25 protein-coding genes and 1 tRNA gene are annotated in these 24814 nt (G+C 44.1%); 15 read left to right on the top strand and 11 right to left on the bottom strand.

What is annotated here, in order from left to right; genetic code table 11:
• Window positions 1-5: 5 nt before the first annotated feature.
• Window positions 6-656: an ABC transporter ATP-binding protein gene (locus AAA943_RS12315; protein ID WP_338224558.1), complete on the bottom strand. Its 651-nt coding sequence runs from the start codon at window positions 654-656 to the stop codon at window positions 6-8.
• A gap of 139 nt (window positions 657-795) precedes the next feature.
• Here AAA943_RS12315 and sucC point away from each other — a divergent pair, with 139 nt between their 5' ends.
• Both sucC and AAA943_RS12305 read left to right on the top strand, forming a co-directional pair.
• The gene (gene sucC, locus AAA943_RS12310) at window positions 796-2010 is read left to right on the top strand and encodes an ADP-forming succinate--CoA ligase subunit beta (protein WP_338224557.1); all 1215 of its coding nucleotides are present in this window, start codon (window positions 796-798) and stop codon (window positions 2008-2010) included.
• 9 nt (window positions 2011-2019) lie between these two features.
• Window positions 2020-2093 (top strand) — tRNA-Arg (locus tag AAA943_RS12305).
• A 171-nt stretch (window positions 2094-2264) separates the two neighbouring features.
• On the opposite strand, the gene AAA943_RS12300 is transcribed toward AAA943_RS12305, so the two are convergent.
• Together AAA943_RS12300 and AAA943_RS12295 are read right to left on the bottom strand one after the other, a co-directional pair.
• Window positions 2265-4430, bottom strand: a complete 2166-nt coding sequence (locus tag AAA943_RS12300) for a penicillin acylase family protein (RefSeq protein WP_338224556.1) — start codon at window positions 4428-4430, stop codon at window positions 2265-2267.
• Window positions 4431-4492: 62 nt separating this feature from the next.
• Window positions 4493-5380: an aldo/keto reductase gene (locus tag AAA943_RS12295; protein ID WP_338224555.1), complete on the bottom strand. Its 888-nt coding sequence runs from the start codon at window positions 5378-5380 to the stop codon at window positions 4493-4495.
• A 143-nt stretch (window positions 5381-5523) separates the two neighbouring features.
• On the opposite strand from AAA943_RS12295, the gene pfkA reads away from it, so the two are divergent.
• Entirely contained in the window at window positions 5524-6498 is a 975-nt protein-coding gene (gene pfkA / locus AAA943_RS12290) for a 6-phosphofructokinase (RefSeq protein WP_338224554.1), read from the top strand.
• Between the two features lies 1 nt (window position 6499).
• The gene (locus tag AAA943_RS12285) at window positions 6500-6835 is read left to right on the top strand and encodes a hypothetical protein (RefSeq protein ID WP_338224553.1); all 336 of its coding nucleotides are present in this window, start codon (window positions 6500-6502) and stop codon (window positions 6833-6835) included.
• On the opposite strand, the gene miaA is transcribed toward AAA943_RS12285, so the two are convergent.
• Window positions 6793-7758 carry a tRNA (adenosine(37)-N6)-dimethylallyltransferase MiaA gene (gene miaA, locus AAA943_RS12280; RefSeq protein WP_338224552.1) on the bottom strand — a complete coding sequence of 322 codons (966 nt, stop codon included), beginning with the start codon at window positions 7756-7758 and terminating at the stop codon, window positions 6793-6795. The two genes, AAA943_RS12285 and miaA, sit on opposite strands and share 43 nt — an antisense overlap.
• Before the next feature lie 17 nt (window positions 7759-7775).
• Here miaA and AAA943_RS12275 point away from each other — a divergent pair, with 17 nt between their 5' ends.
• From AAA943_RS12275 to AAA943_RS12255, 5 genes are read left to right on the top strand one after another with little or no spacing between them, the layout of a single operon-like run.
• Window positions 7776-8519, top strand: coding sequence for a response regulator (locus tag AAA943_RS12275; RefSeq protein WP_338224551.1), 744 nt, complete (start codon window positions 7776-7778; stop codon window positions 8517-8519).
• Entirely contained in the window at window positions 8516-8893 is a 378-nt protein-coding gene (locus AAA943_RS12270; protein WP_338224550.1) for a response regulator, read from the top strand. Before AAA943_RS12275 ends, AAA943_RS12270 begins: the two co-directional genes overlap by 4 nt.
• A gap of 5 nt (window positions 8894-8898) precedes the next feature.
• Window positions 8899-9177, top strand: coding sequence for a hypothetical protein (locus AAA943_RS12265; protein WP_338219044.1), 279 nt, complete (start codon window positions 8899-8901; stop codon window positions 9175-9177).
• On the top strand, window positions 9174-9938 hold the full coding sequence (locus AAA943_RS12260; protein ID WP_338224549.1) for an MBL fold metallo-hydrolase: 765 nt from the start codon (window positions 9174-9176) through the stop codon (window positions 9936-9938). Before AAA943_RS12265 ends, AAA943_RS12260 begins: the two co-directional genes overlap by 4 nt.
• On the top strand, window positions 9938-11533 hold the full coding sequence (locus AAA943_RS12255; RefSeq protein ID WP_338224548.1) for an NFACT RNA binding domain-containing protein: 1596 nt from the start codon (window positions 9938-9940) through the stop codon (window positions 11531-11533). Before AAA943_RS12260 ends, AAA943_RS12255 begins: the two co-directional genes overlap by 1 nt.
• On the opposite strand, the gene AAA943_RS12250 is transcribed toward AAA943_RS12255, so the two are convergent.
• The 6 genes from AAA943_RS12250 to AAA943_RS12225 form a co-directional block, all read right to left on the bottom strand.
• Window positions 11530-11889 carry a hypothetical protein gene (locus tag AAA943_RS12250; RefSeq protein WP_338224547.1) on the bottom strand — a complete coding sequence of 120 codons (360 nt, stop codon included), beginning with the start codon at window positions 11887-11889 and terminating at the stop codon, window positions 11530-11532. The genes AAA943_RS12255 and AAA943_RS12250 overlap by 4 nt on opposite strands.
• A gap of 3 nt (window positions 11890-11892) precedes the next feature.
• On the bottom strand, window positions 11893-12669 hold the full coding sequence (locus tag AAA943_RS12245) for a LytR/AlgR family response regulator transcription factor (RefSeq protein ID WP_338224546.1): 777 nt from the start codon (window positions 12667-12669) through the stop codon (window positions 11893-11895).
• Window positions 12620-13666: a sensor histidine kinase gene (locus tag AAA943_RS12240; protein ID WP_338224545.1), complete on the bottom strand. Its 1047-nt coding sequence runs from the start codon at window positions 13664-13666 to the stop codon at window positions 12620-12622. The genes AAA943_RS12245 and AAA943_RS12240 overlap by 50 nt, the downstream gene beginning before the upstream one ends.
• Window positions 13667-13762: 96 nt before the next feature.
• Window positions 13763-15625 carry a fasciclin domain-containing protein gene (locus tag AAA943_RS12235; RefSeq protein ID WP_338224544.1) on the bottom strand — a complete coding sequence of 621 codons (1863 nt, stop codon included), beginning with the start codon at window positions 15623-15625 and terminating at the stop codon, window positions 13763-13765.
• Window positions 15626-15750: 125 nt separating this feature from the next.
• Window positions 15751-17181 carry a pyruvate kinase gene (gene pyk, locus AAA943_RS12230; protein WP_338224543.1) on the bottom strand — a complete coding sequence of 477 codons (1431 nt, stop codon included), beginning with the start codon at window positions 17179-17181 and terminating at the stop codon, window positions 15751-15753.
• 8 nt (window positions 17182-17189) lie between these two features.
• Entirely contained in the window at window positions 17190-17618 is a 429-nt protein-coding gene (locus tag AAA943_RS12225) for an IPExxxVDY family protein (protein ID WP_338224542.1), read from the bottom strand.
• Between the two features lie 151 nt (window positions 17619-17769).
• On the opposite strand from AAA943_RS12225, the gene AAA943_RS12220 reads away from it, so the two are divergent.
• The 5 genes from AAA943_RS12220 to AAA943_RS12200 are packed head-to-tail and all read left to right on the top strand — an operon-like array spanning window position 17770 to window position 22989.
• The gene (locus AAA943_RS12220) at window positions 17770-18006 is read left to right on the top strand and encodes an acyl carrier protein (RefSeq protein ID WP_026950184.1); all 237 of its coding nucleotides are present in this window, start codon (window positions 17770-17772) and stop codon (window positions 18004-18006) included.
• Between the two features lie 22 nt (window positions 18007-18028).
• Window positions 18029-19279 carry a beta-ketoacyl-ACP synthase II gene (gene fabF / locus AAA943_RS12215; RefSeq protein ID WP_338224541.1) on the top strand — a complete coding sequence of 417 codons (1251 nt, stop codon included), beginning with the start codon at window positions 18029-18031 and terminating at the stop codon, window positions 19277-19279.
• 5 nt (window positions 19280-19284) lie between these two features.
• Window positions 19285-20028 carry a ribonuclease III gene (rnc, locus tag AAA943_RS12210; protein ID WP_338224540.1) on the top strand — a complete coding sequence of 248 codons (744 nt, stop codon included), beginning with the start codon at window positions 19285-19287 and terminating at the stop codon, window positions 20026-20028.
• A 20-nt stretch (window positions 20029-20048) separates the two neighbouring features.
• Window positions 20049-21887, top strand: coding sequence for an NAD(+) synthase (gene nadE, locus AAA943_RS12205; protein ID WP_338224539.1), 1839 nt, complete (start codon window positions 20049-20051; stop codon window positions 21885-21887).
• A 10-nt stretch (window positions 21888-21897) separates the two neighbouring features.
• A complete protein-coding gene (locus AAA943_RS12200) occupies window positions 21898-22989 on the top strand; it encodes a prolipoprotein diacylglyceryl transferase (protein WP_338224538.1) in 1092 nt (363 codons plus the stop codon).
• An 8-nt stretch (window positions 22990-22997) separates the two neighbouring features.
• On the opposite strand, the gene yidD is transcribed toward AAA943_RS12200, so the two are convergent.
• On the bottom strand, window positions 22998-23222 hold the full coding sequence (gene yidD, locus AAA943_RS12195) for a membrane protein insertion efficiency factor YidD (protein ID WP_338224537.1): 225 nt from the start codon (window positions 23220-23222) through the stop codon (window positions 22998-23000).
• Window positions 23223-23323: 101 nt separating this feature from the next.
• Between yidD and AAA943_RS12190 the strand changes: the two genes are divergently transcribed.
• Window positions 23324-24727 carry a BamA/TamA family outer membrane protein gene (locus AAA943_RS12190; RefSeq protein ID WP_338224536.1) on the top strand — a complete coding sequence of 468 codons (1404 nt, stop codon included), beginning with the start codon at window positions 23324-23326 and terminating at the stop codon, window positions 24725-24727.
• Window positions 24728-24814 lie beyond the last annotated feature (87 nt).

Raw genomic sequence — 24814 nt, 5'->3', positions numbered from 1 at the left:
GAAGCTCAGACAATCAGACCGTCTTTCATCTGGACTTTGCGGTCAGCCATTTCAGCCAATTCCTCATTGTGCGTCACGATTACAAAAGCCTGCTTCAATTCATCTCGGAGTTGGAAAAACAGCTGATGCAAACCTTTGGCATTGGCGGTATCCAGATTCCCACTCGGTTCGTCAGCAAAGACTACTGCTGGACTATTGATCAAGGCTCTGGCTACGGCTACCCTTTGTTGCTCGCCTCCGGAAAGTTCGGAGGGTTTGTGATCCAGCCGACCGCTGATTCCCAGGATTTCGGCCAGTTCTTTGGCTTTCTTCAGCAAATCTGACTCTTTGGCACCTAGGATAAATCCGGGAATTTGAATGTTTTCCAATGCTGTGAATTCCGGCAGAAGATTATGAAACTGAAAAATAAAGCCAATCTTTTCATTTCTGAATCTTGCCAAAGAATCGCCTTTCAGCTTGAGTAGGTTTTTACCGTCCATTTCCAGGCTTCCTTGGTCAGGCTGATCCAATGTACCAAAAATATGGAGAAGGGTACTTTTCCCAGCACCCGAAGAACCGACAATCGAAACAATCTCTGAGGATGAAATTTCCAGACTTACTCCTTTCAACACATGGAGGCTTCCATAGGATTTATGGATCCCTTTGGCAATCAGCATACTATTATTTTTTGGGTTTTTAAAAGTAAAACAAATCCCTCAAATCCAGTAGCTAACGGCCTTTTTTACCAAAAATTGAAAAAAGTCGGTTTGATTTATCGCAGTCATCCCCTTATCTTCGGGCAAAAATTTTCAGAGGATGAACATTCACGAATATCAGGCAAAAGAAGTACTCAAAGGATATGGAGTGAGAATTCAGGAAGGCATAGTCGCCGATAGCCCTGAAGCCGCCCATGAAGCAGCAGTCAAACTTAATGCGCAAACCGGTACTTCCTGGTACGTGATCAAGGCTCAAATCCACGCCGGAGGCCGTGGAAAAGGCAAAGTGCAGGAGACGGGTTCCAACGGAGTGGTTCTTGCCAAGAAACTCGAAGATGTAAAAGAAAAAGCAGCGGCTATTTTGGGATGTACCTTAGTGACTATCCAGACTGGTGCTGAAGGCAAAAAAGTCAATAAGGTCTTGATCGCTGAGGATGTGTATTATCCAGGTGCTTCTGAGCCAAAAGAATATTACATGTCTATCCTTCTGGACAGAGCTACCGGATCCAATGTGATCATGGCTTCTACTGAAGGCGGAATGGACATCGAAGAGGTTGCTGAAAAGCATCCAGAGAAAATCATCAAAGAATGGATCGATCCAAAAGTAGGTCTTCAGGGATTCCAGGCTAGAAAGGTTGCTTTCAAACTGGGCTTGAGCGGAACTGCTCACAAGGAAATGGTGAAGTTTATCACCTCACTTTACAATGCCTACGTAGGAACAGACTCTTCTCAGTTTGAGATCAATCCTGTGTTGAAGACTTCCGACGACAAGATCTTGGCAGTGGATGCCAAAGTAAACTTGGACGACAATGCATTGTATCGTCAGCCTAAATTGGCTGAGTTGAGAGATTTGGCAGAGGAAGATCCTTTGGAGGTGGAAGCTGGGAAGTCTGGCTTGAATTATGTAAAATTGGACGGAAACGTAGGTTGTATGGTAAACGGAGCCGGTTTGGCGATGGCGACCATGGATATGATCAAGCTTTCCGGTGGTGAACCTGCCAACTTCCTCGACGTGGGTGGAGGAGCCAACGCCACTACAGTAGAAGCAGGCTTCCGAATCATCCTTCAGGATCCAAACGTAAAAGCAATCCTGATCAACGTATTCGGAGGAATCGTAAGATGTGACAGAATTGCTAACGGAGTTGTTGAAGCTTACAAATCTATTGGCGATATTCGCGTGCCGATTATCGTAAGGCTTCAGGGAACCAATGCGGAAGAAGGTGCTAAAATCATCGACGAATCCGGATTGAAAGTTTTCTCTGCAATCACCTTGAAAGAAGCAGCAGAGCGTGTAAAGGCCGCTTTGGAAAAATAAAGAAAGTACGCAGCCGTAGTTCAACTGGATAGAATATCGGATTTCGGCTCCGAGGGTTGAGGGTTCGAATCCTTCCGGCTGTACTTGAAAAGCTCAGATGAAAGTCTGGGCTTTTTTTGTTCCACTTCAAAGAAGCAGAAAAATAGGTGAAGAATTTGGGCCACAAAGGCTCAACGACAGGAAGAAGTTATCGTGAAATTTATTTCTGTGAAAAAAGAAGAAAAGGACTTCAACATTGAAGTCCCTTGCTCTGATTACTTTCTCTTCCCTGGCTGATACCTCTCCTCCGCTCTTTTCTCCACATCTTCCCGATAGAAAGCAGCTTCTTTGAAGTTGGTATCTGCATAGCGCTGGGCTTGGTCAAAGAAGTGAGGGGAATTCGGATCTGAACTTTGCCCGCCTGCCAGGATGGTTTTGGCTTTGACTTTTTCTCCAAACTCGACCACGGCTACAAAACTGTTTCCCCGATAGCCATAGAGTCGCTTGGTTCCTTCGAAAGTTCTCGCACCATAAGCAGCCAATGCTCCCCAGTTACCTGAGGCATAGCCTACGGGAATGTAGGGCTGGTTGTCGTCGTATTTCAGGTCGATATCTCCACTGAGTCTCTGGAATCGGTTGATTTCTCCCCAAGGGGTTTTCCAGGTTCCGAAGTCCGCATCCATCTGAGCGATGGTTTCCTCCAATACTTCCAAGATTTCTTTGGCATCCGGAGCTTTGGCATTAGACGGATTGATAAAGCGATTCATGCTTCTGAATCTCCGCTGGTAATTTTCCCCATAGAAATGAGCCAAAGACATCGGAACCGAGTTCAAACCTGCTCTGAAATCCCAAGATGTCAACATATCCACGGCCTCTTTCAGGTTTTCTTTTCCTTTTCCAACAGCGAGAAACGCTCCCTGCAACTCAGGAATTAAATATTCAAATGCAGGCAAATACGGATCGTGCGCTAAGGCCAAAAAGCTATCCAGATTTAGTTTTTCGACATTCTGAAGCACTTTGACCGCATGGATTCCCCGGAAATTTTCCTGATCGGGCGCCATGTAGTTGGGATAATTTTCCGCCTTGGGACTGAATTCACCAGCAGCAGTAAAAGGAGTGGAATTGCAATTTTGAATCCAGCCATTTTCCGGGTTGAGAATCAGAATACTTTCATCTACTGTATGCAAACCCTGCCAGTCGGTCGCCGGATCACTTCCATCCACAGGTCTGGAAAAGTCAAATTGAGGATTTCTTTTTGGGATGAAATTCCCGTGGAAGTAAGCAATGTTTCCTTCCGCATCTGCAAAAACCGTATTGTTGGAGGAATTCGTACGAATATTCATCATTTCTTTGAATTCCGCGTAGGTATTCAGCTTGGTTCGGGTATAGCTTTGAATCAGGGCATTGACTGGATCCCAGTTGATTTTTGTGGCTACCCAGCCATTTTCGGCTTTGTGGGTAATCGGCCCGTGATGGGTTCGGTAGATGGTGAAAGACTTACTTTTCACCTCCTGACCTTCTTTATATTTCAGGGTGATTTCCTGGGTTTTGATCTCCCTCTTTTCTCCGCCATAGTTATACAAAAGCATCCCGTCTTCTTCCAAAATCTCCTCTTCAAACTCATCAATGAAATCCACAAAAGTGGAGGTATGAATCCAGCCCGTTTTCTCATTGAATCCCTGATACACAAAAAACTGCCCCCAGGTCACTGCGCCATAGGCATTTAGGCCTTCTTCAGACACAACATGGACCTCTGGGCGGAAATAGAAAGAAGTATGTGGATTGATCAGCAGCATGGAATTACCAGACTCAGAAAGAGAAGGAGCTATCGCAATTCCATTGGAGCCTTGAGGTTCCTCCAAAAATCGGGAATCAAACCCTTCCTGATCCCAAGAGGCCAAAGACTTGTCTTCCTCGTAAAAAGCCTTCAATCCTTGGGTAGAAATCCGCTCGATATCTCCACCGATCGAACCTTCAAAAAAGAACATCGGCATCCAAGGTTCATAATGGGTAATCACCTGTGGAATAACCTCCGGATGCGTATGAAGGTAGTAATTGATCCCATCGGCAAAAGCCACGCAGAGCGTTTTCAGCCAATCCGGTGCCTTTTCGTAGGCTGCCTTGGCTTCAGCCTCGGTCATATACAAGTTGGCCCGCACATCGGAGTAGATTGCCTCCTCCCCTTCCAGTTCGGCTAGGCGACCAATCGCCCAAATGTAGTTTCGCTCCACTCTTCTGAAATCATCCTCACATTGGGCATACAGAAGCCCGAAAACCGCATCCGCATCTGTTTTTCCATAGATATGTGGCACACCAAAATCGTCCCGGATAATTTCTACCTGCTCGGCTTGAGCTTCCCAACGGGTGATTTCGGGATTGGATTCTTGGGTTTGACAGGAAAAAAAGGCCAAAGAGGCGAATAGCAAAAGAAAGTTTTTCATGGGTGATGGTTTCTAATCAAAAGACAAATAAGGCAAAAAGCCGCAATCTCAAAACGAATATCTTATCGGTGGTCTTGGTATTTATTGGGCAGAAACTTCTGCTTAAGGTTCAAAATGTATTCTTCAGGAATAGACTTACTTTCCTCAAATGCCTTCAAATTTTTCTTCAGTTGCTCAGGCTTGCTGGCTCCAATGACCATCATTCCTACGGCTTTTTCCTCCATTGAATACCTAGTCAAAACAGCCTCTGGAGAAAAACCTGAGGAATGAATCTCTTTTTTTATTTCTTCGACTTCTTCCTTGCTAAGGTCCAAGAAACCGGCCGTTGGCTTATCCAGTAAAATCCCTTTGGTCATCCCGCCTCTCACTAAAACCCGAGTTTGGGTCTTTTCCAAGAGTGGAAAAATCTCCTCCTCAGGCCTGCGGTCCAGCGGTGAATATTGCATCATGATTGTGGCTGGAGGATTCAATTCCATCACTTTGCGGATCACATTGGGACGGATAGAGGAAATCCCAAAAGCACGGATTTTACCTTGATTTTTCAGGATTTCAAAAGCTTCCAAGGTATTTTCCCATGGGTCTTCCATTGTTCCCCCGTGAAGCTGATAGAGGTCGATATAATCGGTTTTTAGTCGTTGAAGTGATTTTTCAACTGCCTCCAGAATATAGGATTTAGAAGGATTCCAAGACCAGGTTTTCCCGTCGGGATGGAGTTGGTTCCCGACTTTGGTAGCCAAAACCACTTCGCTTCTTTTTCCTTGAAAAAATTTCCCAAGGTTGACTTCATTTTTCCCGGCTTGGTACAAATCAGCCGTATCAAAAAAGCGAATTCCTCCTTGCCACGCTTCTTCAAGTATTTTCTTCGCCTCCGAAGAACGCTCAGGCAAAGACATACATCCCAAACCGATCGGGTAATTGCTAAGTGAAAAAGAAATTGAATCGGATTTCATGAGCTTTTATAAACAACCAAGGTAATACAGATTTAAGTTAAGCAAGCTTCAAAAATCTGTCTATAAAATCCTCTTCAAATTTTCAATTTCTGGGATGATATGCTGGAAGAATGGCTATTTTTGGGGCGCTTAAAACCTATACCATGAAAAAAATTGCGGTTTTTACCTCAGGGGGAGATGCACCGGGAATGAACGCGTGCATTCGTGCTGTGGTACGCACAGGAATCTATAAAGGGCTCGAAGTCTATGGGATTAACCGGGGCTACGAAGGGATGATTGAAGGAGATATCAAGAGGCTCTATTCCCATTCGGTGAGCAATATAGTCCAAAGAGGAGGCACCATGCTCAAATCTGCCCGCTCGGAGGAATTCCGTACTCCGGAAGGCAGGAAAAAGGCCTATGAAAATCTGAGATCTTTGGGAATAGAAGGTCTTGTGGCAATCGGTGGAGACGGTACTTTTACCGGGGCAAAGCTGTTTTTTGAAGAATTTGGAATTCCTACTGTGGGTTGTCCCGGAACCATCGACAACGATATCTATGGAACCGACTACACCATCGGATTTGATACGGCAGTAAACACCGCTTTGGAAGCTATCGACAAAATCAGAGATACAGCTGCTGCCCACGACCGAATCTTTTTCATCGAAGTGATGGGACGTGATGCCGGTTTTATTGCTGTAGAGTCAGGAATCGGAGGTGGTGCCGAATTTGTCATGGTGCCTGAAACCCAAACAGATCTGAAATCTGTGGTCAAATCCCTGAAGAATCTCCGCAAAACAAAAACCTCCAGTATCATTGTTGTAGCAGAGGGTGATGACTTGGGCAATGCCGAAGAAATCATGCAAAAGGTTAAAACGGCAATCAAAGATCCGGAGAAGGAATTTAAGGTAACCACCTTAGGTCATATCCAAAGAGGTGGCAAACCAACCGCCAGAGACCGAGTTTTGGCAAGCCGATGTGGAATGGCTGCTGTGGAAGGCTTACTCAGTGGCAAAACCAATTGCATGGCCGGAGTGATGAATCAGCAAGTCGTCTACACCTCATTTGGAGACTGCATTGGCAAACCCAAGCCTTTGATCGAGGACCATTTAAAACTAATTGATATTCTAAGCATCTGATATGGGATTTATTCCTCTTTTTCTGACGATGGGCGGTGCGTTGCTGCTTTTTTTCCTTACTGTGAAAACTACCATGCAGCGAAAGCTCAATTTACAGACCGACCTCTTAGACCGATTGGCGGAAGCACATCCTGATCTGGGTTTGGAAAAAAATCAAATCCCTGAGCCTTCCCTGATAATGGAAAAGTGGAAAAAGGCAGGATCAGATCAAAAGATTTCCGATTCCAGCCTTCGGCTTATTCGCGAGCTTAAGGTCAATCGGCATCAATACAACCAATTGATAAAAAAAGCCCCCTACAATTGGGTAGCCAAGCTTAGTGGATTTAGGCCCATCTGATCCTCAATCCAAGCAAATATTTCCGACTCTTGATCTGGATGAAACCATCGGATAGCCTCATCTCTTCTAAACCAGGTCAATTGACGCTTCGCATACCTTCTGCTGTTTCGTTTCAATAAACGGACAGCCTCTTCCCGATCATACTTGCCTTCAAAAAATCCGAAAATCTCGGAATATCCCACGGTCTGCAATGCATTCAGATTTCGGAACTCAAAAAGCGCTTCTGCTTCTTCAAAAAGCCCTTCATTGATCATTTGGTCCATTCGAAGATCGATTCTTTGGTAGAGTTCTTCCCGGTCACGGTTTAGACCGATTTTCAGGGTTTGAAAAGGCCTTTTGATTTTCGATTTCTTTCTGAAACTGCTAAACTTCCCTCCTGTTCCTCTTATTACCTCCAGTGCTCTCATTAAGCGTTGGGGGTTTTGTCGGTCGACTATAGCAAAATAGTCAGGGTCCAATCTCGAGATTTGGTCCTGCAGCCATTCTAAGCCATTCCTTTGGTATTCTTTGATAATTTGATCCCGAATTTCAGGGTTTACGGATGGAATCTCATCCATCCCCTCGGTAAGTGCATCAGCAAAAAGCCCCGAACCTCCGGTGACTACAACCCCATTTTTTCTCTCAAAAAGCCCTCCAAGAATCTTCAAAGCATCCGATTCAAACTTCCTGACATCGTATTCCTGAAGGATGGAGAGACTATCAATCAGATGATGATTTACCTCCCTGAGCTCCTCTCTCGAAGGTTTTGCTGTTCCGAGATTCATCTCCCGGTAAAATTGCCTACTGTCGCAAGAAATTATTTCGGTCTCAAATTTTTTGGCTAGTTTTATACAAAGAGCGGTTTTGCCCACAGCCGTAGGACCGACTACCAGAATAAGGAATTTTTTGTCAGACAAGTCGAGGAAAAGAAGTGATACTGGCAAAAATCCAAACTTAAGCTATGAAAAGCAAAAAGATATTAATTGTAGAAGACAACGATCTCAACAGGAAGCTTTTCGAAAACCTCATCGGTCAGCTTCACACCTATGAATCTGCAAAAAACGGACTGGAAGCCCTCGAAAAGTCCGTTCAATCTGAGTTTGACCTCATTTTGATGGATATTCAGATGCCTCAAATGGATGGTTTTACAGCATTGAAGGAGTTGAAATCACAGGCTCATCAGAATTGTCCGATAGTAGCTGTAACTGCCTACGCGGAAGAAAGTGAGCGGGGAAGTTTTCTGGAGCAAGGCTTTGACGACCTGATTACAAAGCCTATTCGACCAAGGGAATTTTTGGAGACCATACAAATGCATCTTTCACGGGAAATCCCCAACAAAAAGCATCCATTAAAATCAGGAAGCGGGCAAATATTGGATATGGCGATCATTGAGCAACTATTTAAATACAATTCAAAAAGCACCTTAAAGAAGGTTTTTGAAGATTTTCTCCATGAGTGTAACCAAACCATACAACTCCTGCAGAATCCTGCAGCAGATCCTGAGGAGGTTTTGACGAGCCTGCATACGCTCAAAGGAAACTCCGGAACTCTGGGTGCTCAGCGCATATTCTCAGTTTGTCAAAACGGTGAGGCAGAATTGCGATCCAAATCCAACTTTCAGACAAAACAACTTAGGGAAAACCTGGAAAATGAAATGAAGGAATTCAATCGATTTTTAAATCAACAAACTATTTTTGAATCATGAGTAAAAACAAAAAAGTACTCGTAGGTGAAGACAGCTCGATCATCATCAACCTAACCAAAAATGTTCTGGCTTTTGAAAATTATGAAATGAAGTCAGCCCGTAACGGTCAATTGGTTTTGGATTTATTGGAAAAGGAGGATTTTGACCTAATTCTCCTAGATATCACGATGCCTGTAATGGACGGAGTCCAATGCATTAAAAAAATCCGAGCTTTGGATGACATCCAAAAAAAATCCCTTCCTGTGATCGCCATCAGTGGAAATGTGAACAATCTATCCCCTGAGCAGTTCCGAAAATTGGGTTTTGATGATTTCATTCAAAAGCCGCTGGATTATGATCAGGTTTTGGCAACGGTAAAAAAACACCTGAGTTAAGCTTCATGGCAGTCAAATACACCAAACACTTTTTGGACAAACTGGAAAACCTTTTTTCCTCTTCAGAATATATCCTGAGATATGAAAAGGGGAACTTCAAATCCGGCTATTGCCTGCTCAAAGACACCCGGATTGTGATTATCAATAAGTATTTCCCTTTGGAAGGCAAAATAAATGCCTTGATCGATATCCTTGGAGAGCTTCAATTTGACCCCAAAGATTTTAAAGACAAAAGCAGTCAGGATTTTCTGATTGAACTCCAACAAACTACACTCAAGTTTTGAAAATAACCTTTCTAGGAACAGGCACCTCCCAAGGCGTACCGGTGATTACCTGCGACTGTGCAGTGTGCACTTCCTTGGATTATAGAGATAAGCGTTTCAGAACCTCCCTCCATATTGACCATCAGGGAACCTCCTTGGTGATCGACACTGGTCCGGATTTTCGGATGCAGATGATTCGGGAGGGGATCAAAAGTCTAGATGCGGTACTTTTCACCCATGAGCACAAGGACCATACGGCAGGATTGGATGATATTCGACCCTATAATTTCCGACAAAAAAAGAGTATGCCTGTTTTTGGAAGAAAAGCTGTTTTGGAACAAATTCAAAGGGAATATTCCTACATCTTCAGCGCTCAAAAATATCCCGGGGTACCCCAGGTAGATTGTGTGGAAATCGATGAAAATCCTTTTCATTTCAACGGAACCGAAATCACCCCTATCCCCGTACTCCACTACAAATTACCTGTATTGGGATTCCGCATCGGAGATTTCTCCTACATCACCGATGCGAATTTTATCCCGGAAAGCTCTTTTAAATTGTTGGAAGGCACAGAGACTCTTGTCCTTAATGCCCTCCAAAAAGAGTCACATATTTCCCATTTCACCTTGGATGAAGCCATAATTCAGGCTCAAAGAATAGGTGCCAAAAACACCTATTTCACCCACATTTCCCATAAGCTTGGACTTCACACTGAGATCAACCGGCAGCTACCTGAAGGAATCAAGCTGGCATACGATGGATTGACACTAAATCTCTCTTAATGCATCTGAATTATCATTTTCTGAGATTTCTTTGCCCTGCCTTGGAAAAAGAATTCATGGGAGGAATTATCACTTCCTGCTTTTCCCAAAGCAAGGATGAGCTGATTTTGGAAATATCCAGTCAGGGCGACATCCGATATGTCCGAGCCCATTTATTGCCACCGGATATTTATTTAAGCTTTCCTGTCCAGTTTCAGCGGGCAAAAAGGAACAGCATTGATCTGTTTTCGGAGTTATTGGGTGACCGGATTGAAGGGGTGAAGGTGATGGATTTCGAGAGAGCCTTTTATTTTCTGTTGGAATCCGGGAAAAAGTTGGTTTTTAAGCTCCATGGCAATCGAAGTAATGTGCTGCTCTTTTCTCCGGAAAATGGCGGGCCGCTTCTTTTGTTTCGAAACGAGATTTCTGAAGACAAGAGCTTACGTTTCGAAGACCTTTTCAATCCTTTGGATCTCAGCTGGGAGCGTTTTAAATCTCTTGAAGGGAATGCAAGTCAATTTCTCCCGACTTTAGGTCCTGAACCAAGAAAATGGCTCAAAGAAAAAGGCTATCCGGAATTGAGCCTGGAAGAAAAATGGAAGGGGATACAGGAAGTCTTGGACCTTTTGGACAGTCCTCTTTTTTGCTTGATCGAGGAGCAAGACCAAGTAAAACTTACCCTATTGCCCACAGAAAACCCCTTAAAAACCTTCGCTGACCCAATTGAAGCGGTCAATGAGCTTTTCTATATCGCATTAGTAAGAGGGAATTTCAATAAAGACAAAAATCGATTACTGAAGAATCTTCAGGAACAAATCAAACGGACTGAAAACTACCTTCAGAAATCCCGTGAGAAACTAAGTGAGCTAGTAAACTCCCCTCCTCCTTCCCAGCTGGCTGATGTCATCATGGCCAATCTACATCAGTTTTTCTCAGGGCAAACCGGGGCAGAACTGGATAATTTTTATACTGGTGAAAAAGTATGGGTAAAGCTCAAACGCAATCAAAAGCCCCAAGACTTAGCGGAATCACTCTACCGAAAATCGAAAAATCGACAACTGGAAATCGACCAGCTAGAAAAAACCTTGGCTGCTAAAGAAAAGCAATGGGAAGAATTGCAGCACAAACTCGAGGAATTAGCTTCCATAGAGGAATTTAGAGGTCTAAAATCCTACCAAAGGGAGCACATCAAGTCCGAGCAGGCAAACCCAAAAAACACCGGCCTACCCTTCCGGGTTTTTGAATTTGAAGGGTATACGATTTGGGTAGGAAAATCTTCCAAGGATAATGATGAAATGATTCGAAGATACATCCACAAGGATGACCTTTGGCTACATGCGAGACAGGCTGCAGGCTCCCATGTCGTAATCAGAACGAAGGGAATGCCCAAAATACCCAATCCTGTTTTAGAAAGGGCGGCAGGACTAGCTGCCTACTATTCCAAACTGAAAAGCGAAACCTTAGCTCCGGTAATCTTCACCGAAGCTAAATATATAAGAAAAGTGAAAGGCTCACCTGCTGGGGCGGTGATGGTTGACAGAGAAAAAGTGGTCATGGTAGCCCCTCAAGGACCGGACGGACATCTTGCCAAAGATGGCCGGGGGGAAAGAAGCTAATATCGGGGCGAGGGAGGCCCCAGGCTGATTTTTTTGAACCCTTTGAACAAAATCACGGTCCCAACAATCCCTGTAGCACCACCCACATACAGTAGAGCTTCTCCTAACTCCGGTTCGGTTCCCAAAAGCTGTCCACCGATAATGGTGACAGTATATCCCAAAGTGGCAACCAAAATCCCTGTTTGAAGCTGACGCTGTGACTGATGTAGATTGAGCTGAACTTGATAGAGCTCTTGATCCATTTGAATCATTGCCCTTTTCAGGGAATCGTAGGAAACCTGATTGAGATCTTGGGCAAAAAGAGGATTGGCAAGTAAAAAACCGAGTATTCCGATTAAAAAGAATCTCTTCATCATAAATTATTGATTAATCCAAGATTTGAATTCATTGACTCGTTCTCTGGCTACGACGATGGCATCTTCAGACCTAGCTTTGAGAGAAAGTACCAATCTTCCATTGTGATAGGGCTTCATTTCCAGCAAATTATCCAGATTGATGATCATGGATCGATTGATTCTATAAAATTTTTGAGGGTCCAATAGCTCACTTTCAAGCTCGTTCAGAGAGTAATCCACCACAAACTTCTGCGAGGTCCCAGTCTCTACCAAAAAGGTCACTCCTCCATCCGCAAAGAAATAGGCTACTTCTTCCACGTTGACGAAAACGAGCTTGTTGCCCAGTTTGGTCAAGAATCGTTTTTTGTAAGCTTTTGGGGCATAATGCTCGATAAATTTCTCGAAGAAACTGGGGGGGAAAGGATTTGGCTCACCGGAGATTACAAACTTCCCTGCCTTATCAAAAGCCTTGAGCAGACGATCCTCTTGGATGGGTTTAAGCACATAATCGATGCAATTATGCTCAAAGGATTGAAGCGCGTACTCATCGTAAGCAGTGATGAAAATAATTGGTACAGTGATTTCTCTGTTCTGAAAAGCAGTAAAGCTCAACCCGTCAGCAAGGTGAATATCACAGAGAATCAAGTCAAATTGGAGCAATCCTGCCAATACTTGCTTCAGCTCTGATACACTTTGAACAGCTTCTTGAATCGTCCAATCCGGCCGCTCTTTTTGTATGATGGATGCTATCCTAGCTTGGGCTAAAGGCTCGTCCTCTACTAGCAATATCTTTTTTGTCATCGATTAGGGGCAGTTCAACTTGAAAATAGTCCGATTCATCCAGAATACGAATCTCATGATGAAGAAACCTATATCTGTCGGATATGTTTTGAAGTCCAATGCCTGTGGAGACTTCAACCGCCTTTTTGGGTTGTTTTTTATTAAAAATCTTCAGTGTCCACCCCTCGCAAAACACCTTTACTTCCAAAGGCTCTTTTCGAGTGAAGTAGTTGTGTTTCACCACGTTCTCTACTAAAAGCTGAAGTACTGCAGGAGGAATCATCGTATCCAGACATTCCTTCTTGATTTGAAGAGAAAATTTTAAAGAATCTTCAAATCGAATACTTAACAACTCCAGGTATTTTTCCAAAAATGCCATTTCTTCCTGAAGCGAAACCAGCTCGCTGCTCCTGTTTTTAAGAATATACCGATAGATCTCACTTAGCTTCTGCAAATACTGATCGGCAAGTTTGACGTCCTGATGAATCAAAACAGAAATTGCACTCAGATTATTGAAAAAGAAATGAGGATTAAGCTGGGAATTGACTGATTCATATCTTGCCTCAGAATTAAGCGTCTTGAGCTTTTCAGACTCTACGGCTTTCTCTTTTAATTTTTCACTGAAATAATAAATCGCATTGAGGCAGTTGAGAAATAAATTGATTCTGGAACTGAAAGCGGCGGTCAATAAGAAATTTTGAAAAGAAAAAGAAAACGGACCTCCCAAAATCCATCCTGATACCTCAGAAGATACCATGGAAAGCACCAAGACCAGTACAAGAGAAGCCAAAAACTGAACAATCAAAGGGTGAACTTTCTCAAACCTTTCAGAAATTCCCTGCTGAACCCAGCCATTGATCAGCCAAACGGATAGGGTCAAAGCCAGAATCAGGGCAAAAAGAGGCAAGGCATCCAATCGTGCAGCATATAGCCGATCACCGTCCAGAAAATAGATGTTCAGAAAGGAATAAATTCCCAACAAACTGGCAAAGAAATAACTCAATCGGTGACTAAACATGGCTCTATCCCTCCTTTTCCTTGAGCACTTTATTTTTTGAAACAAGGGGACAGAAAATCTGTCCCCTTGAGAAAGTTTATCAATATCGGTTTATTCTTACAAAGTAGGCAATACTACTCCGTCAATGACGTGAACGACACCATTTTCGATAGCCACGTTGGCAACAACGACATTGTAGGTATTTCCAGCAGCATCGGTTACGGTTACGTTATTTCCTGTTCGGGTGACAGTAAGGTTTTCTCCTGCCAAGGTTGGCACTTCCTGCGCTCCTTCTGCCAAGTCAAACGAGAAAGCAGTGGCAGGTACTACGTGAAATCCCAAAACTTTGGTCACAGCATCTACTCCCAAGGTATTGATCAATGCCTGTAGAGATCCCAAATTCAATTCATCGAGAAGGTTGAGGAAGGCCTGATTAGTCGGCGCGAATACAGTCATAGCCTCTTGCTCGAGAAGTGTACCACCAAGACCGGCCGCAGTGACTGCATCCAATAACACGGTCAGATTAGCTGCCTGAGCGGCCTCCACCACATTGGGAAGATCCAACTCCGGAAGCAACACACCGTCAATGACATGAACGACTCCATTAGCAATGGCCACGTCAGCAGCGACCACATTCGCCGTATTACCCAAGGCATCTGTCACTGTCACTCCGGAAGCAGAACTTGTCACGGTCAATTCTTGTCCGGCAAGTGTGGTAAAGGTATTGGTCGCGGCAAGATCAGTAGAGAAAGCTACCGCTGGAACTACATGAAAGCCCAACACGGTCTGAAGGTTTTCAATTCCTCCGATTCTAGCAACCAACTGATTAAGATCAGCTGCATTAAATGCCTGAAGAGCGGCAACGAAGGCTTCATTGGTAGGAGCAAATACAGTGATCGCTTCAGCATTCAGAAGAGCATTTCCTAAATTGGCCGCAGTCACCGCATCAAGCAAAACAGATAAGCCCGCAGCCTGAGCAGCCTGGACGATGTTGGGAAGCATCAGATCGGGCAGCATTACCCCGTTAATTACGTGGACAACCCCATTGGCAATTTCCACATCTGCTGCGACCACTTGGGCAGTTCTCCCCAGCTGGTCAATGACAGTCACGGTGTTGCCCGAACGTTCTACAGTTATTTCCTGTCCTGAAAGTGTGGTAAAGGTATTGGATGCACCAAGGTCAGTGGAAAATGCCACTGCAGGCACCACATGGAAGCCCAATACTTTCTCTAAATTTTCTGCACCACCGATTTTCACCACCAATTCGTTCAAATCGCTTGCCCCGAAAACCTGCAACGCAGCGGCAAACGCCTCGTTAGTCGGCGCAAATACGGTGATTGCCGGAGCAGAAAGGAGGGCATTGGCCAATCCATCCACTGCAGTGACAGCAGTCAATAAAGTAGTCAAACCAGCTTCAGTTGCAGCTTCTACCAGAGTCGGCTTAGGTAGGTCAATGTTCGGAATCAATACACGGTCGATCACATGGACCACCCCATTCTCGATTTCCACGTCTGCCTGAACTACGGTGGCCACATTACCTTCAGCGTCAGTTACGGTCACCAAGCCTGGAGTAGACCTTACTCTAAGAGTTTGACCGGCTAGGGTGGTGAAAGTATTTTCTTCGTTCAAGTTTCTGGAGAAAGCCACGGCAGGCACAACGTGAAAACCCAAAACAGTCTGAAGATTGGCTGCTCCTCCAAGTTTCGCTACCAAATCATTGAGGTCAGTAGCGCCAAATGCAGTAAGCGCATTGGCGAAAGCTTCATTGGTAGGGGCAAAAACAGTAATTGCAGCCTGATCTTGGAGTGTAGCTTCCAAGCCGGGAATAGCACGCACGGCAGTCACCAAAGTGGTAAGTCCCGCATCGTTGGCAGCTTCGATCAAGGTAGGGTAAGGCAGTGGACCTTGATAATCGTCGCTACAGGAAAGGATCGTGAAAAAGAATGATCCTACTAAGAGAAATCGCAAGAGTTTTGTCATAGGTAGTTAATTTTTGTTTAGCTTATGAACAAAAAGATTAAACATTTGTAAACCAACTTCCCCCGAATTGTATAAAAAAAGGGGTGAACTGAATGATTCACCCCTTGATTTGAAGAAAAATACAATTAATCTACCACATGGATTTTGAGCATATTGGTTTTGCCCTTTTGCTTTAAGGGCATGCTAGCGGTATTGATGATCAAGTCACCGGACTTCACGTGGCCATCCAGCTTGAGCGTATTTTCAATATCCTCAAAGGTAGCGTCTGTAGAAATCTGATTGGTGTAATAATAAGCCCTTACCCCCCAAACCAAGGCCATTTGGGTGAGCAGTTTTTCGTTTCTGGTAAAAACAAAAATATTGGCATAGGGTCTATGTGAGGCAATTTTAAAGCCGGTAAAGCCCGAGGAAGTAATGCCCACGATTGCTTTGGCTTTCACATTACGGGACAATCTTGCTGCCATCAAGACTAAATTGCTGCTCTGGAAAGTAGGATCCTCGTCGGGAATCTTATAGAGATTATGGTAGATCTCTGCGTTTTGTTCCAAATAGGTGATAATGCTGGTCATGGCCTTGACTGCATTGACTGGGTATTTTCCGGAGGCGGTCTCTGCAGAAAGCATCACCGCATCGGCTCCGTCCAATACCGCATTGGCCACGTCATTGGTCTCGGCGCGGGTGGGCCTGGGGTTTTGGATCATGCTTTCCATCATTTGGGTAGCAATGATGACTGGCTTGCAGGCTAGTTTACACTTTTGGACCATTTTTTTCTGCCAAAGAGGAACTATCTCCATAGGCACTTCCACTCCCAAGTCCCCCCGGGCTACCATGATGGCATCGGTGGCTTCGATGATAGCATCGATATTTTCCAAAGCTTCCGGTTTTTCGATTTTCGCCACAATCTTGCAGGATTTGCCTGCTTTCTGGATTCGCTGTCTGAGGTCTAAAATATCATCTGCAGAACGTACAAAGGACAGAGCAATCCAGTCCACATCCTGCCCCAGACCAAACTCCAGATCTTCGAGATCTTTCTCGGTCAATGAAGGTGCAGAAACTTTGGTATTGGGGAGATTGATACCCTTTCTGGACTTGAGAATCCCTCCATGAACCACAGTGCAGTTCACATTTTTTCCATCTGTACTGTTGACCAACACTTCAAGGTTTCCGTCATCGATCAAAATCCGGTCACCGGGCACAACGTCCTGAGGGAGATTTTGATAGACTGTGGAGACCAAAGATGAGGTACCTACTACAGGTTCGTTGGTGATGGTAATTTGTTCCCCGGGTTTGATCTCTACTCCATTGTTTTCCACCTCTCCTACCCGAATTTTGGGTCCTTGAAGATCTTGGAGGATTCCCAGATGGCAATTGAGTTCTTTATTGACTCGGCGAATGATCTGAACCACCTCCTGATGGACTTCATGACTTCCGTGAGAGAAATTGAGACGAAAGACATTGGCACCGGCAGCTGCCAGGCTTTTGATCATCTCGTAGTTGTTGGAAGCGGGTCCTATGGTGGCTAGAATCTTTGTCTTTTTAAACGGAAGTGGGCTCATTGCGCTTTTTAATAAGTTAATAGGTTCTCTTTTGATTTAAGTTTGGATACGTCAAGTTTGACTACACTTTGGATAAAGGGATTATTGGCCAGCTTTTTCAAATAATCTCCCAAATCAATCAGACCTGTCTCGTCCTGAATCAGTAGGAAATAATCCATATTCCTGAGTTCAGGGATCAAATATGCCAATTGCTGGGAAGAATTGAGTGATTTATTTTTCAAAAGTTGAATAAATCCATGAGGCAAAGAAAGAAAAAACTGAGAAATCTCCAGATTGGGATTACTGAGGAATTCGATCAAAAGATCATCTGACCGGACCAAATTGATCTGAAGGGCTCTATTGATCAGCCAAGCTAATTTATAGTCCTTTACAGGAGATACAATCCCCAGTAATTCAAAGTCAAAAGTGGGTTCTATGAATAATTTGGCCTTCTTCATTCAGAAAAAAAACAGATCAAAGCAAAGTTAGGGATAAAAATCTAGAGCAAAGACTAGGCATCAAACCATAAATTAACTTGAATCTTTTCTTTGTCAATTAGGCATTAAATATATTTCTTTGCGGAGTGTTATTAACTAAACTGATCACAAAATGTCTGAAATTGCACAAAAAGTAAAGGCCATCATTGTTGACAAACTTGGCGTAGAAGAGTCTGAAGTGACTATGGAAGCTAGCTTCACCAATGATTTGGGCGCTGATTCTCTGGACACTGTAGAATTGATCATGGAGTTTGAAAAGGAATTCAACATTTCAATTCCAGACGATCAAGCCGAGCAGATTGGCACAGTAGGCCAGGCCATCACTTACCTTGAGGCTAACGTAAAATAATTCAATCCAGTAAATTCAGCACATGAATTTAAAACGAGTTGTTGTAACGGGTATAGGTGCTCTCACACCAATAGGCAATTCCAAAGATGAATTTTGGAATGGATTGGCTAATGGTGTGAGCGGCGCTGCGCCTATCACCCGCTTCGACGCTTCACTTTTCAAGACCCAATTTGCCTGCGAGGTGAAAAATCTCAACGTGGAGGATTTTATCGACAGGAAAGAGGCTAGAAAAATGGATCCTTTCACCCAATATGCCATGATCACCGCAGATGAAGCCGTGGCAGACTCGGGTATCGATTTGGAAAGCATGGACAAAAGCCGGGCAGGTGTGATTTGGGGCTCCGGCATCGGTGGGCTTCGTACCTTTCAGGAGGAAGTCACCGAGTTTGCCAAAGGAGATGGTACCCCAAGATTCAATCCCTTTTTCATTCCAAAAATGATCGCTGACATTGCAGCGGGTTTTATTTCCATCAAATATGGATTTAGAGGTCCTAATTTTGTCACCGTATCAGCCTGTGCCTCCGCTACAAATGCGCTCATTGACGCCTTCAATTATATCCGGCTTGGAAAAGCTGATTTGTTTATCAGCGGAGGATCGGAGGCTGCAGTGACCGAGGCAGGTATCGGAGGATTCAATGCCATGAAAGCCCTATCCCAACGAAACGAATCTCCAGAAACAGCATCCCGTCCATTTGATAAGGACAGAGATGGTTTTGTACTCGGAGAAGGTGCAGGAGCTTTGATCTTGGAAGAACTGGAGCATGCCAAAGCCAGAGGTGCAAAAATCTATGCAGAGCTGGTAGGTGGTGGTATGACCGCTGATGCCAATCACATCACAGCCCCGCATCCAGAAGGTTTGGGAGCGAGCAGTGTGATGGAAATTGCACTTCAGGATGCTGGATTGAGACCCGAGCAGATTGACTATATCAACGTTCACGGCACATCCACACCACTTGGGGATGTAAGTGAGACCAAGGCTATTCAGAAGGTTTTTGGCGAACATGCCTACCAACTGAACATCAGCAGTACCAAATCCATGACTGGCCATTTGCTCGGTGCAGCCGGTGCCATCGAGGCAATTGCCTCTATCTTGGCCATCCAAAACAGCTTGGTCCCTCCTACTATCAATCACTTCACCGACGATGAAGTTTTTGACCCTGGATTAAATCTGACTTTCAACAAAGCGCAGAAAAGAGAAATCAATTTTGCCTTGAGCAATACCTTTGGATTCGGAGGTCACAACTGTTCTGTCATTTTCAAAAAATATAACTGAGCAGAGTGAAACTCTTTCAGAGACTCGGATTTCCTACTCTTTTCTTCAATACCAAAGACAAAAGGCTTGCCTCCTCGATCAAAATGATCACAGGACGCAAGCCTTTGAATTTATCCCTCTTTCGGCTTGCCCTTACCCCGGCCGGACTCAATGAAGAAAGCTATAAGGGACTCAAGATTTCTAATGAAAGACTGGAGTTTCTCGGAGATGCAATCTTGGGGGCCGTGATCGCTGAGTATTTATTCAAAAAATATCCTTTTCGGGATGAGGGATTTCTGACCGAGACCCGATCCAAACTGGTGAACCGGGAGACACTCAATGCCATTGGCATCAAAATAGGTTTAAAAAACACACTCAGCCTAGTGATAGACAGCCGACAGTTTACCGGAAACAAATCCCTCTATGGTGATATCCTTGAGGCTTTTTTAGGGGCGGTTTATTTGGACAGAGGATATCAGTTTTCAAAAAAACTAATCCTCACCCGAATACTCATTCACATGGATCTGGACGAAATGGTCAGTACCATTTACAATTACAAAAGCAAAATCATTGAGTGGTCTCAAAAAGAAAACAAACAGGTAGAATTTACGGTAATTCAAGTCAATGGCAACCAACAATTCAAAGAGTTTGTTGTAGAACTTAAAGTGGAAAACAGTCAAGTGTTTCAGGGAAAGGGGTCGACTAAAAAGAAAGCCGAACAAGACGCTTCCCGAATAGCCTGCGAACGATTAAAACTGCTTCACTCCTAACTCCCCGTTTTCCTATCCCAATGAAGCCCTTAAAAATTGCCTGCGCCACGGTCAACCAAACCCCATTGGATTGGGAGGGCAACCTCAGCCGTATACTTCAAGCCTTAGCCACTGCCAAAGTCCAAGGTGCAGACTTGGTTTGTTTTCCAGAGTTGGCCATCACGGGCTATGGGTCTGAAGATCTTTTTCTAAGCTATTGGTATCCACAGCGGGCACTGGCCCAATTGGCATTGCTTATCCCTCATTGCAAGGGAATCACGGTCGCTGTCGGGCTTCCGGTCAGGATGGCTGATAACGTCTACAATACAGTCGCTGTTATCGAAAACGGAATTCTCCAAGGCTTTGTCGCCAAGCAGTTTATGGCCATCGATGGAGTCCACTACGAGTTTCGATGGTTTACTCCTTGGCAAGCTCATGAAGTGATAAGCTTCGAGTGGGAAGGAGAAAAGATTCCTTTTGGCGATCTCACATTTCAGCTTAATGGAGTTCATTATGGTTTTGAAATATGTGAGGATGCATGGAGGGGCGCTTTACGACCGGGATTTAGACTGAAAGACCGGAAAGTAGATTTGATTTTCAATCCAAGCGCTTCTCATTTTGCCATGGGAAAAACGATTTTGCGGAAAGAACTCATCGAAGAAAGTTCCAGCCTGTTTGATTGCTATTATTGCTATGTGAATTTGTTGGGAAATGAGTCAGGCAGGATGATTTTTGACGGGGAAATCCTTCTGGCAAAAGAAGGAAATACTCTAGGAAGAAATCAGCTCCTTTCATTTAAGGATTATCAGGTGATGACTTTTGACCTAGAGAATAAAATTCAGGAATTTGCCCCCATTCAACCCAAAGAATGGGAATTTGTCCGGGCATCTTCTTTGGGGCTTTTCGATTACCTGAGAAAAAGCAAAAGCAAAGGCTTTGTCCTTTCCCTTTCTGGAGGAGCAGACTCATCCACCATTGCTGTTTTGGTAGCAGAGATGGTCAAAAGAGGGATTGAAGAATTGGGCTTGGATATTTTTCTTGAAAAGTTAAATCTCAAGTTTAGTCCAAAAACCTCAGATCCTGAAAAAGAAATTGTTGGAGAACTCTTGACCACAGCATATCAGGGCACCAAAAATTCTTCTGAGGACACTTTCCAATCTGCCAGAAAACTAGCGGAAAGCTTGGGAGCTAAATTCTATTCATGGACGATTGATGAAGAAGTAAATTCCTATACCCAAAAAATCGAAAAGGCCATCGGCAGAAAGCTGACTTGGGAAACCGACGACATCACCCTCCAAAATATTCAAGCGCGAGCCCGGTCCCCCATCATCTGGATGCTGGCCAATCTCAATCAGGCCCTGCTGCTTTCTACTTCCAATCGAAGTGAGGGAGATGTAGGATACACAACCATGGATGGGGATACCAGCGGAAGTATCTCCCCTATCGCCGCGGTGGACAAGCATTTCCTCATTCATTGGCTCAAGTGGGCCGAAAAAGAATTGGACAGACCCGGACTTGCTGCAGTAAATAACCTAACCCCAACGGCAGAACTCCGCCCTTTGGAAAAGACCCAAACGGACGAAATGGACCTGATGCCCTATTCCTTACTGGTAGAAATCGAGCGCTTGGCTATTCGAGATCGGAGATCTCCCATGGACACCTATGAGCTGCTCAAAGCTGAAACTAACCTAGAACCTAGGCAATTGAAGGGATACATTAAAAAATTCTTCCGACTTTGGTCCCGCAATCAATGGAAAAGAGAGAGATTGGCTCCTTCCTTTCATTTGGATGAGTTCAATGTTGATCCCAAAACTTGGTATAGATTCCCGATTTTATCCGGTGGTTTTGAGGAAGAACTCAAGCACTTAGACCAACTTTAATAAAAATCTTATGCTTTCATTTATTCTTAGCTACGTTGTTTGGGACCCCAATCCGGCTGTTTTTTCAGGATTTGAACGGCTCAGATGGTATAGCTTACTCTTTGCCTTGGGATTTATCATTTCCCAGCAGTTTATGGTTTACTTTTTCAGAAAAGAAGGCCAGGATGAAAGACTGGTGGATAAGCTGACCATTTACATGGTTTTGGCAACTATCATTGGAGCGAGATTAGGACATGTGCTTTTCTACGAGCCCGACAAATACCTCAGCAACCCGCTGTCTATTCTTAAGGTCTGGGAAGGAGGATTAGCTTCCCACGGGGCAGCGGTTGCCATTTTGTTGGCACTGTGGCTCTACGCCAAGCGCACACCGGGTCAAAGCTACCTTTGGGTAGTAGACCGAATTGTCATTGTCACAGCGATGACTGGAGCATTGATTCGGGTAGGAAATCTGATGAACTCAGAAATCGTCGGCAAAGACTCAGGCACAGATTCAGGATTTGTGTTTGCAAGGGACACGGAAGAGATTCTGCAAAACCTCAAAGTGCCCATTGAATCCATTGATGCTTATAAACCCACTGACCGCGGCTCCGAACTGACTGGAAACGGTATCGTACCCGTTAATTTCGATTTGATTATTTCCAAAGGAAATTTCTCCAAAGATGAGCTGAGTCAGATTCTGGAGCAAGACATCAAATATGCACTCACCCGCTTCAATTCCTCTCAGGAGTTTTTGGCGGAGCCTGCAGAAACTCCTCTGGATTATGAGATCAAAGAACAACCCGGAAATTATCTGGTGACCGTTAGTACCTTCGGAAAGGCAAAATATCCAACCCAAATCTATGAGGCTGCATCCTATTTCCTGATTTTCCTCGTACTTCTGGCGTTGTGGATCAAGTTCAAATCCAATCTCCCTGATGGACTCTTGTTGGGCCTATTCCTGATTTCGGTTTTCGGCATGCGCTTTATCTGGGAGTTTTACAAAGAAGTCCAAGTCGATTTCGAGAGTGGAATGCAGTTCAATATGGGACAAATCCTAAGTGTCCCTCTCGTTCTTTTGGGCATTTTCCTGATTTTCAAAGCATTGAAAACAGGGTTTAAATAAGAAAAAATCTAGAGAACCGGATCGTGACCATGCCCTCCCCAAGGATGGCATCGCCCGATTCTTTTGAAGCCCATCCAGCCTCCTTTGATGGGTCCATGCTTCAGAATTGCTTCTTTCATGTATTGGCTGCAGGTGGGTGTGTAGCGGCAGGAGGCAGGAAAAAGTGGAGAAATGACATACTGATACACCAGCACTGGAAATATCGCTATCTTTCTGATGTAGGTTTTGATCATTTTCTCGCTGGCCTTTTATCGTATAAAGGGAAAACCAAAATTAAAGAAAGAGAATTCCATTGTCGGCTTTTGTAAAATATTTCTTCATTCTGTTGTTTTTGATGGGTATTGGGACTGGTACACCCGTCTTGGCACAGGATACCTCTTACGCACCGGTCAATCCAGGAGCACCGGAGCGAGTCAAGGTGAATAATATTTTCATCATTGGAAATCAGAAAACCCAAAAAAGCGTCATACTCAGGGAGCTTGATTTTACGACAGATTACTATTACGATTGGGAGACTTTTGTTGGCATCCTCCAAGCGGATCAGCAGAAGATCTACAACCTTAGGCTTTTTACCGAAGTAGAAATCACCCCCCTGTTTACCGGAGAAGAGGAGGTAGAAATACTTATTTCAGTAAAAGAACGCTGGTACATTTTACCCTCGATCATTTTCCAACTTGCCGACAGGAACTTTGCAGAATGGTGGACCAATCAGGGAAGAGATTGGTCTAGAGTAAATTATGGATTGAGGGTCAGTCATTCTAATGTAGGAGGAAGAAATGAAAAACTTAGATTTTCAGGCCAGCTTGGATTTACCAAAGCACTAGACATCCTCTATTCCAAGCCCTACATTGATAAGAATCAAAAGCATGGACTCGCCTTCCAACTGACATATGCTGATCAAAAAACGATCCCTATCAAGTCTGAATTTAATCGGCAGGTCTTCTATACCAATGAAATGGAAGAGGTCCTAAGAAAAAACTTCTCCACCGCGCTTAGGTATACTTACCGAAGGACCTTTTACAATTTTCACTTTGTTACCTTGGGATACAATTACACCTGGATCAATCCCGATGTTTTGAATGAAAATCCAGTCTACTTCCAGCATGGGAAAAACAACCTCCGCTATGCCTATTTACAGTATTCTTTTAGACATGATAAGCGGGATAATATCGCTTATGCCACGGATGGAGAACTCTTGCAGATTTCGGCGACCAAATATGGCATATTCAATACCGAAGACATTGATGAAATAGAAATCAACATCAACGCAAATATTTACAAGCCGCTCACCGACCGAATACACTTTGCAGCTGGCCTTACAGGCGTTTGGTTTTTGAGTGATCAGCAGCCCTATACCCTAGTCAGAGGAATAGGATACAATCCCAATTTCATCCGAGGTTACGAATTGAATGTGATCGAAGGACAGCAGCTTTATGTCCAAAAAAACAGCTTAAGGTATAAGTTTTTGGACTTTTCGATTGACATTTCCAGATACCTCCCCGGGGATCAGTTCAATACCCTTCCTTTTAAAATGTACCTAAGCGGAAACTTTGACCATGGCTATGTCACAGACCGTAACGAAATCCCCGAAAATGCCCGATTGACCAATCAGTACCTTTTCGGGTATGGGGCAGGCATAGATATCGTTGGTTTTTACGATGCAGTCTTGAGACTGGAATATTCGGTCAACAACCAAGGAGAGGGAAATATCTTCTTCAATTTTAGGGCTCCCTTTTAAACCCAGGTCTAATCCCTTTACCTTCAATCGATTAAGTGCTCACTTTTCATTTTTTTTTTTAACAAAGAATACTTCCATTTACTTTTT

Source organism: Algoriphagus confluentis (assembly GCF_036245625.1).
In the GTDB taxonomy this organism is placed as follows: Bacteria; Bacteroidota; Bacteroidia; order Cytophagales; family Cyclobacteriaceae; genus Algoriphagus; species Algoriphagus confluentis.
This window is presented reverse-complemented; position numbering and strand designations above follow the sequence as displayed.

Bases quoted from the DNA above. Each gene is read 5' to 3' on its own strand.
- AAA943_RS12190 (WP_338224536.1), top strand. From the start codon at position 23,324: ATGGGTATTGGGACTGGTACACCCGTCTTGGCACAGGATACCTCTTAC.
- sucC (WP_338224557.1), top strand. From the start codon at position 796: ATGAACATTCACGAATATCAGGCAAAAGAAGTACTCAAAGGATATGGA.
- AAA943_RS12225 (WP_338224542.1), bottom strand. From the start codon at position 17,618: ATGAAGAAGGCCAAATTATTCATAGAACCCACTTTTGACTTTGAATTA.
- yidD (WP_338224537.1), bottom strand. From the start codon at position 23,222: ATGATCAAAACCTACATCAGAAAGATAGCGATATTTCCAGTGCTGGTG.
- AAA943_RS12315 (WP_338224558.1), bottom strand. From the start codon at position 656: ATGCTGATTGCCAAAGGGATCCATAAATCCTATGGAAGCCTCCATGTG.
- AAA943_RS12265 (WP_338219044.1), top strand. From the start codon at position 8,899: ATGGCAGTCAAATACACCAAACACTTTTTGGACAAACTGGAAAACCTT.
- fabF (WP_338224541.1), top strand. From the start codon at position 18,029: ATGAATTTAAAACGAGTTGTTGTAACGGGTATAGGTGCTCTCACACCA.
- AAA943_RS12255 (WP_338224548.1), top strand. From the start codon at position 9,938: ATGCATCTGAATTATCATTTTCTGAGATTTCTTTGCCCTGCCTTGGAA.
- AAA943_RS12220 (WP_026950184.1), top strand. From the start codon at position 17,770: ATGTCTGAAATTGCACAAAAAGTAAAGGCCATCATTGTTGACAAACTT.
- AAA943_RS12200 (WP_338224538.1), top strand. From the start codon at position 21,898: ATGCTTTCATTTATTCTTAGCTACGTTGTTTGGGACCCCAATCCGGCT.
- AAA943_RS12235 (WP_338224544.1), bottom strand. From the start codon at position 15,625: ATGACAAAACTCTTGCGATTTCTCTTAGTAGGATCATTCTTTTTCACG.
- AAA943_RS12240 (WP_338224545.1), bottom strand. From the start codon at position 13,666: ATGTTTAGTCACCGATTGAGTTATTTCTTTGCCAGTTTGTTGGGAATT.
- AAA943_RS12295 (WP_338224555.1), bottom strand. From the start codon at position 5,380: ATGAAATCCGATTCAATTTCTTTTTCACTTAGCAATTACCCGATCGGT.
- AAA943_RS12275 (WP_338224551.1), top strand. From the start codon at position 7,776: ATGAAAAGCAAAAAGATATTAATTGTAGAAGACAACGATCTCAACAGG.
- pfkA (WP_338224554.1), top strand. From the start codon at position 5,524: ATGAAAAAAATTGCGGTTTTTACCTCAGGGGGAGATGCACCGGGAATG.
- AAA943_RS12270 (WP_338224550.1), top strand. From the start codon at position 8,516: ATGAGTAAAAACAAAAAAGTACTCGTAGGTGAAGACAGCTCGATCATC.
- nadE (WP_338224539.1), top strand. From the start codon at position 20,049: ATGAAGCCCTTAAAAATTGCCTGCGCCACGGTCAACCAAACCCCATTG.
- AAA943_RS12250 (WP_338224547.1), bottom strand. From the start codon at position 11,889: ATGATGAAGAGATTCTTTTTAATCGGAATACTCGGTTTTTTACTTGCC.
- AAA943_RS12245 (WP_338224546.1), bottom strand. From the start codon at position 12,669: ATGACAAAAAAGATATTGCTAGTAGAGGACGAGCCTTTAGCCCAAGCT.
- AAA943_RS12285 (WP_338224553.1), top strand. From the start codon at position 6,500: ATGGGATTTATTCCTCTTTTTCTGACGATGGGCGGTGCGTTGCTGCTT.
- AAA943_RS12300 (WP_338224556.1), bottom strand. From the start codon at position 4,430: ATGAAAAACTTTCTTTTGCTATTCGCCTCTTTGGCCTTTTTTTCCTGT.
- pyk (WP_338224543.1), bottom strand. From the start codon at position 17,181: ATGAGCCCACTTCCGTTTAAAAAGACAAAGATTCTAGCCACCATAGGA.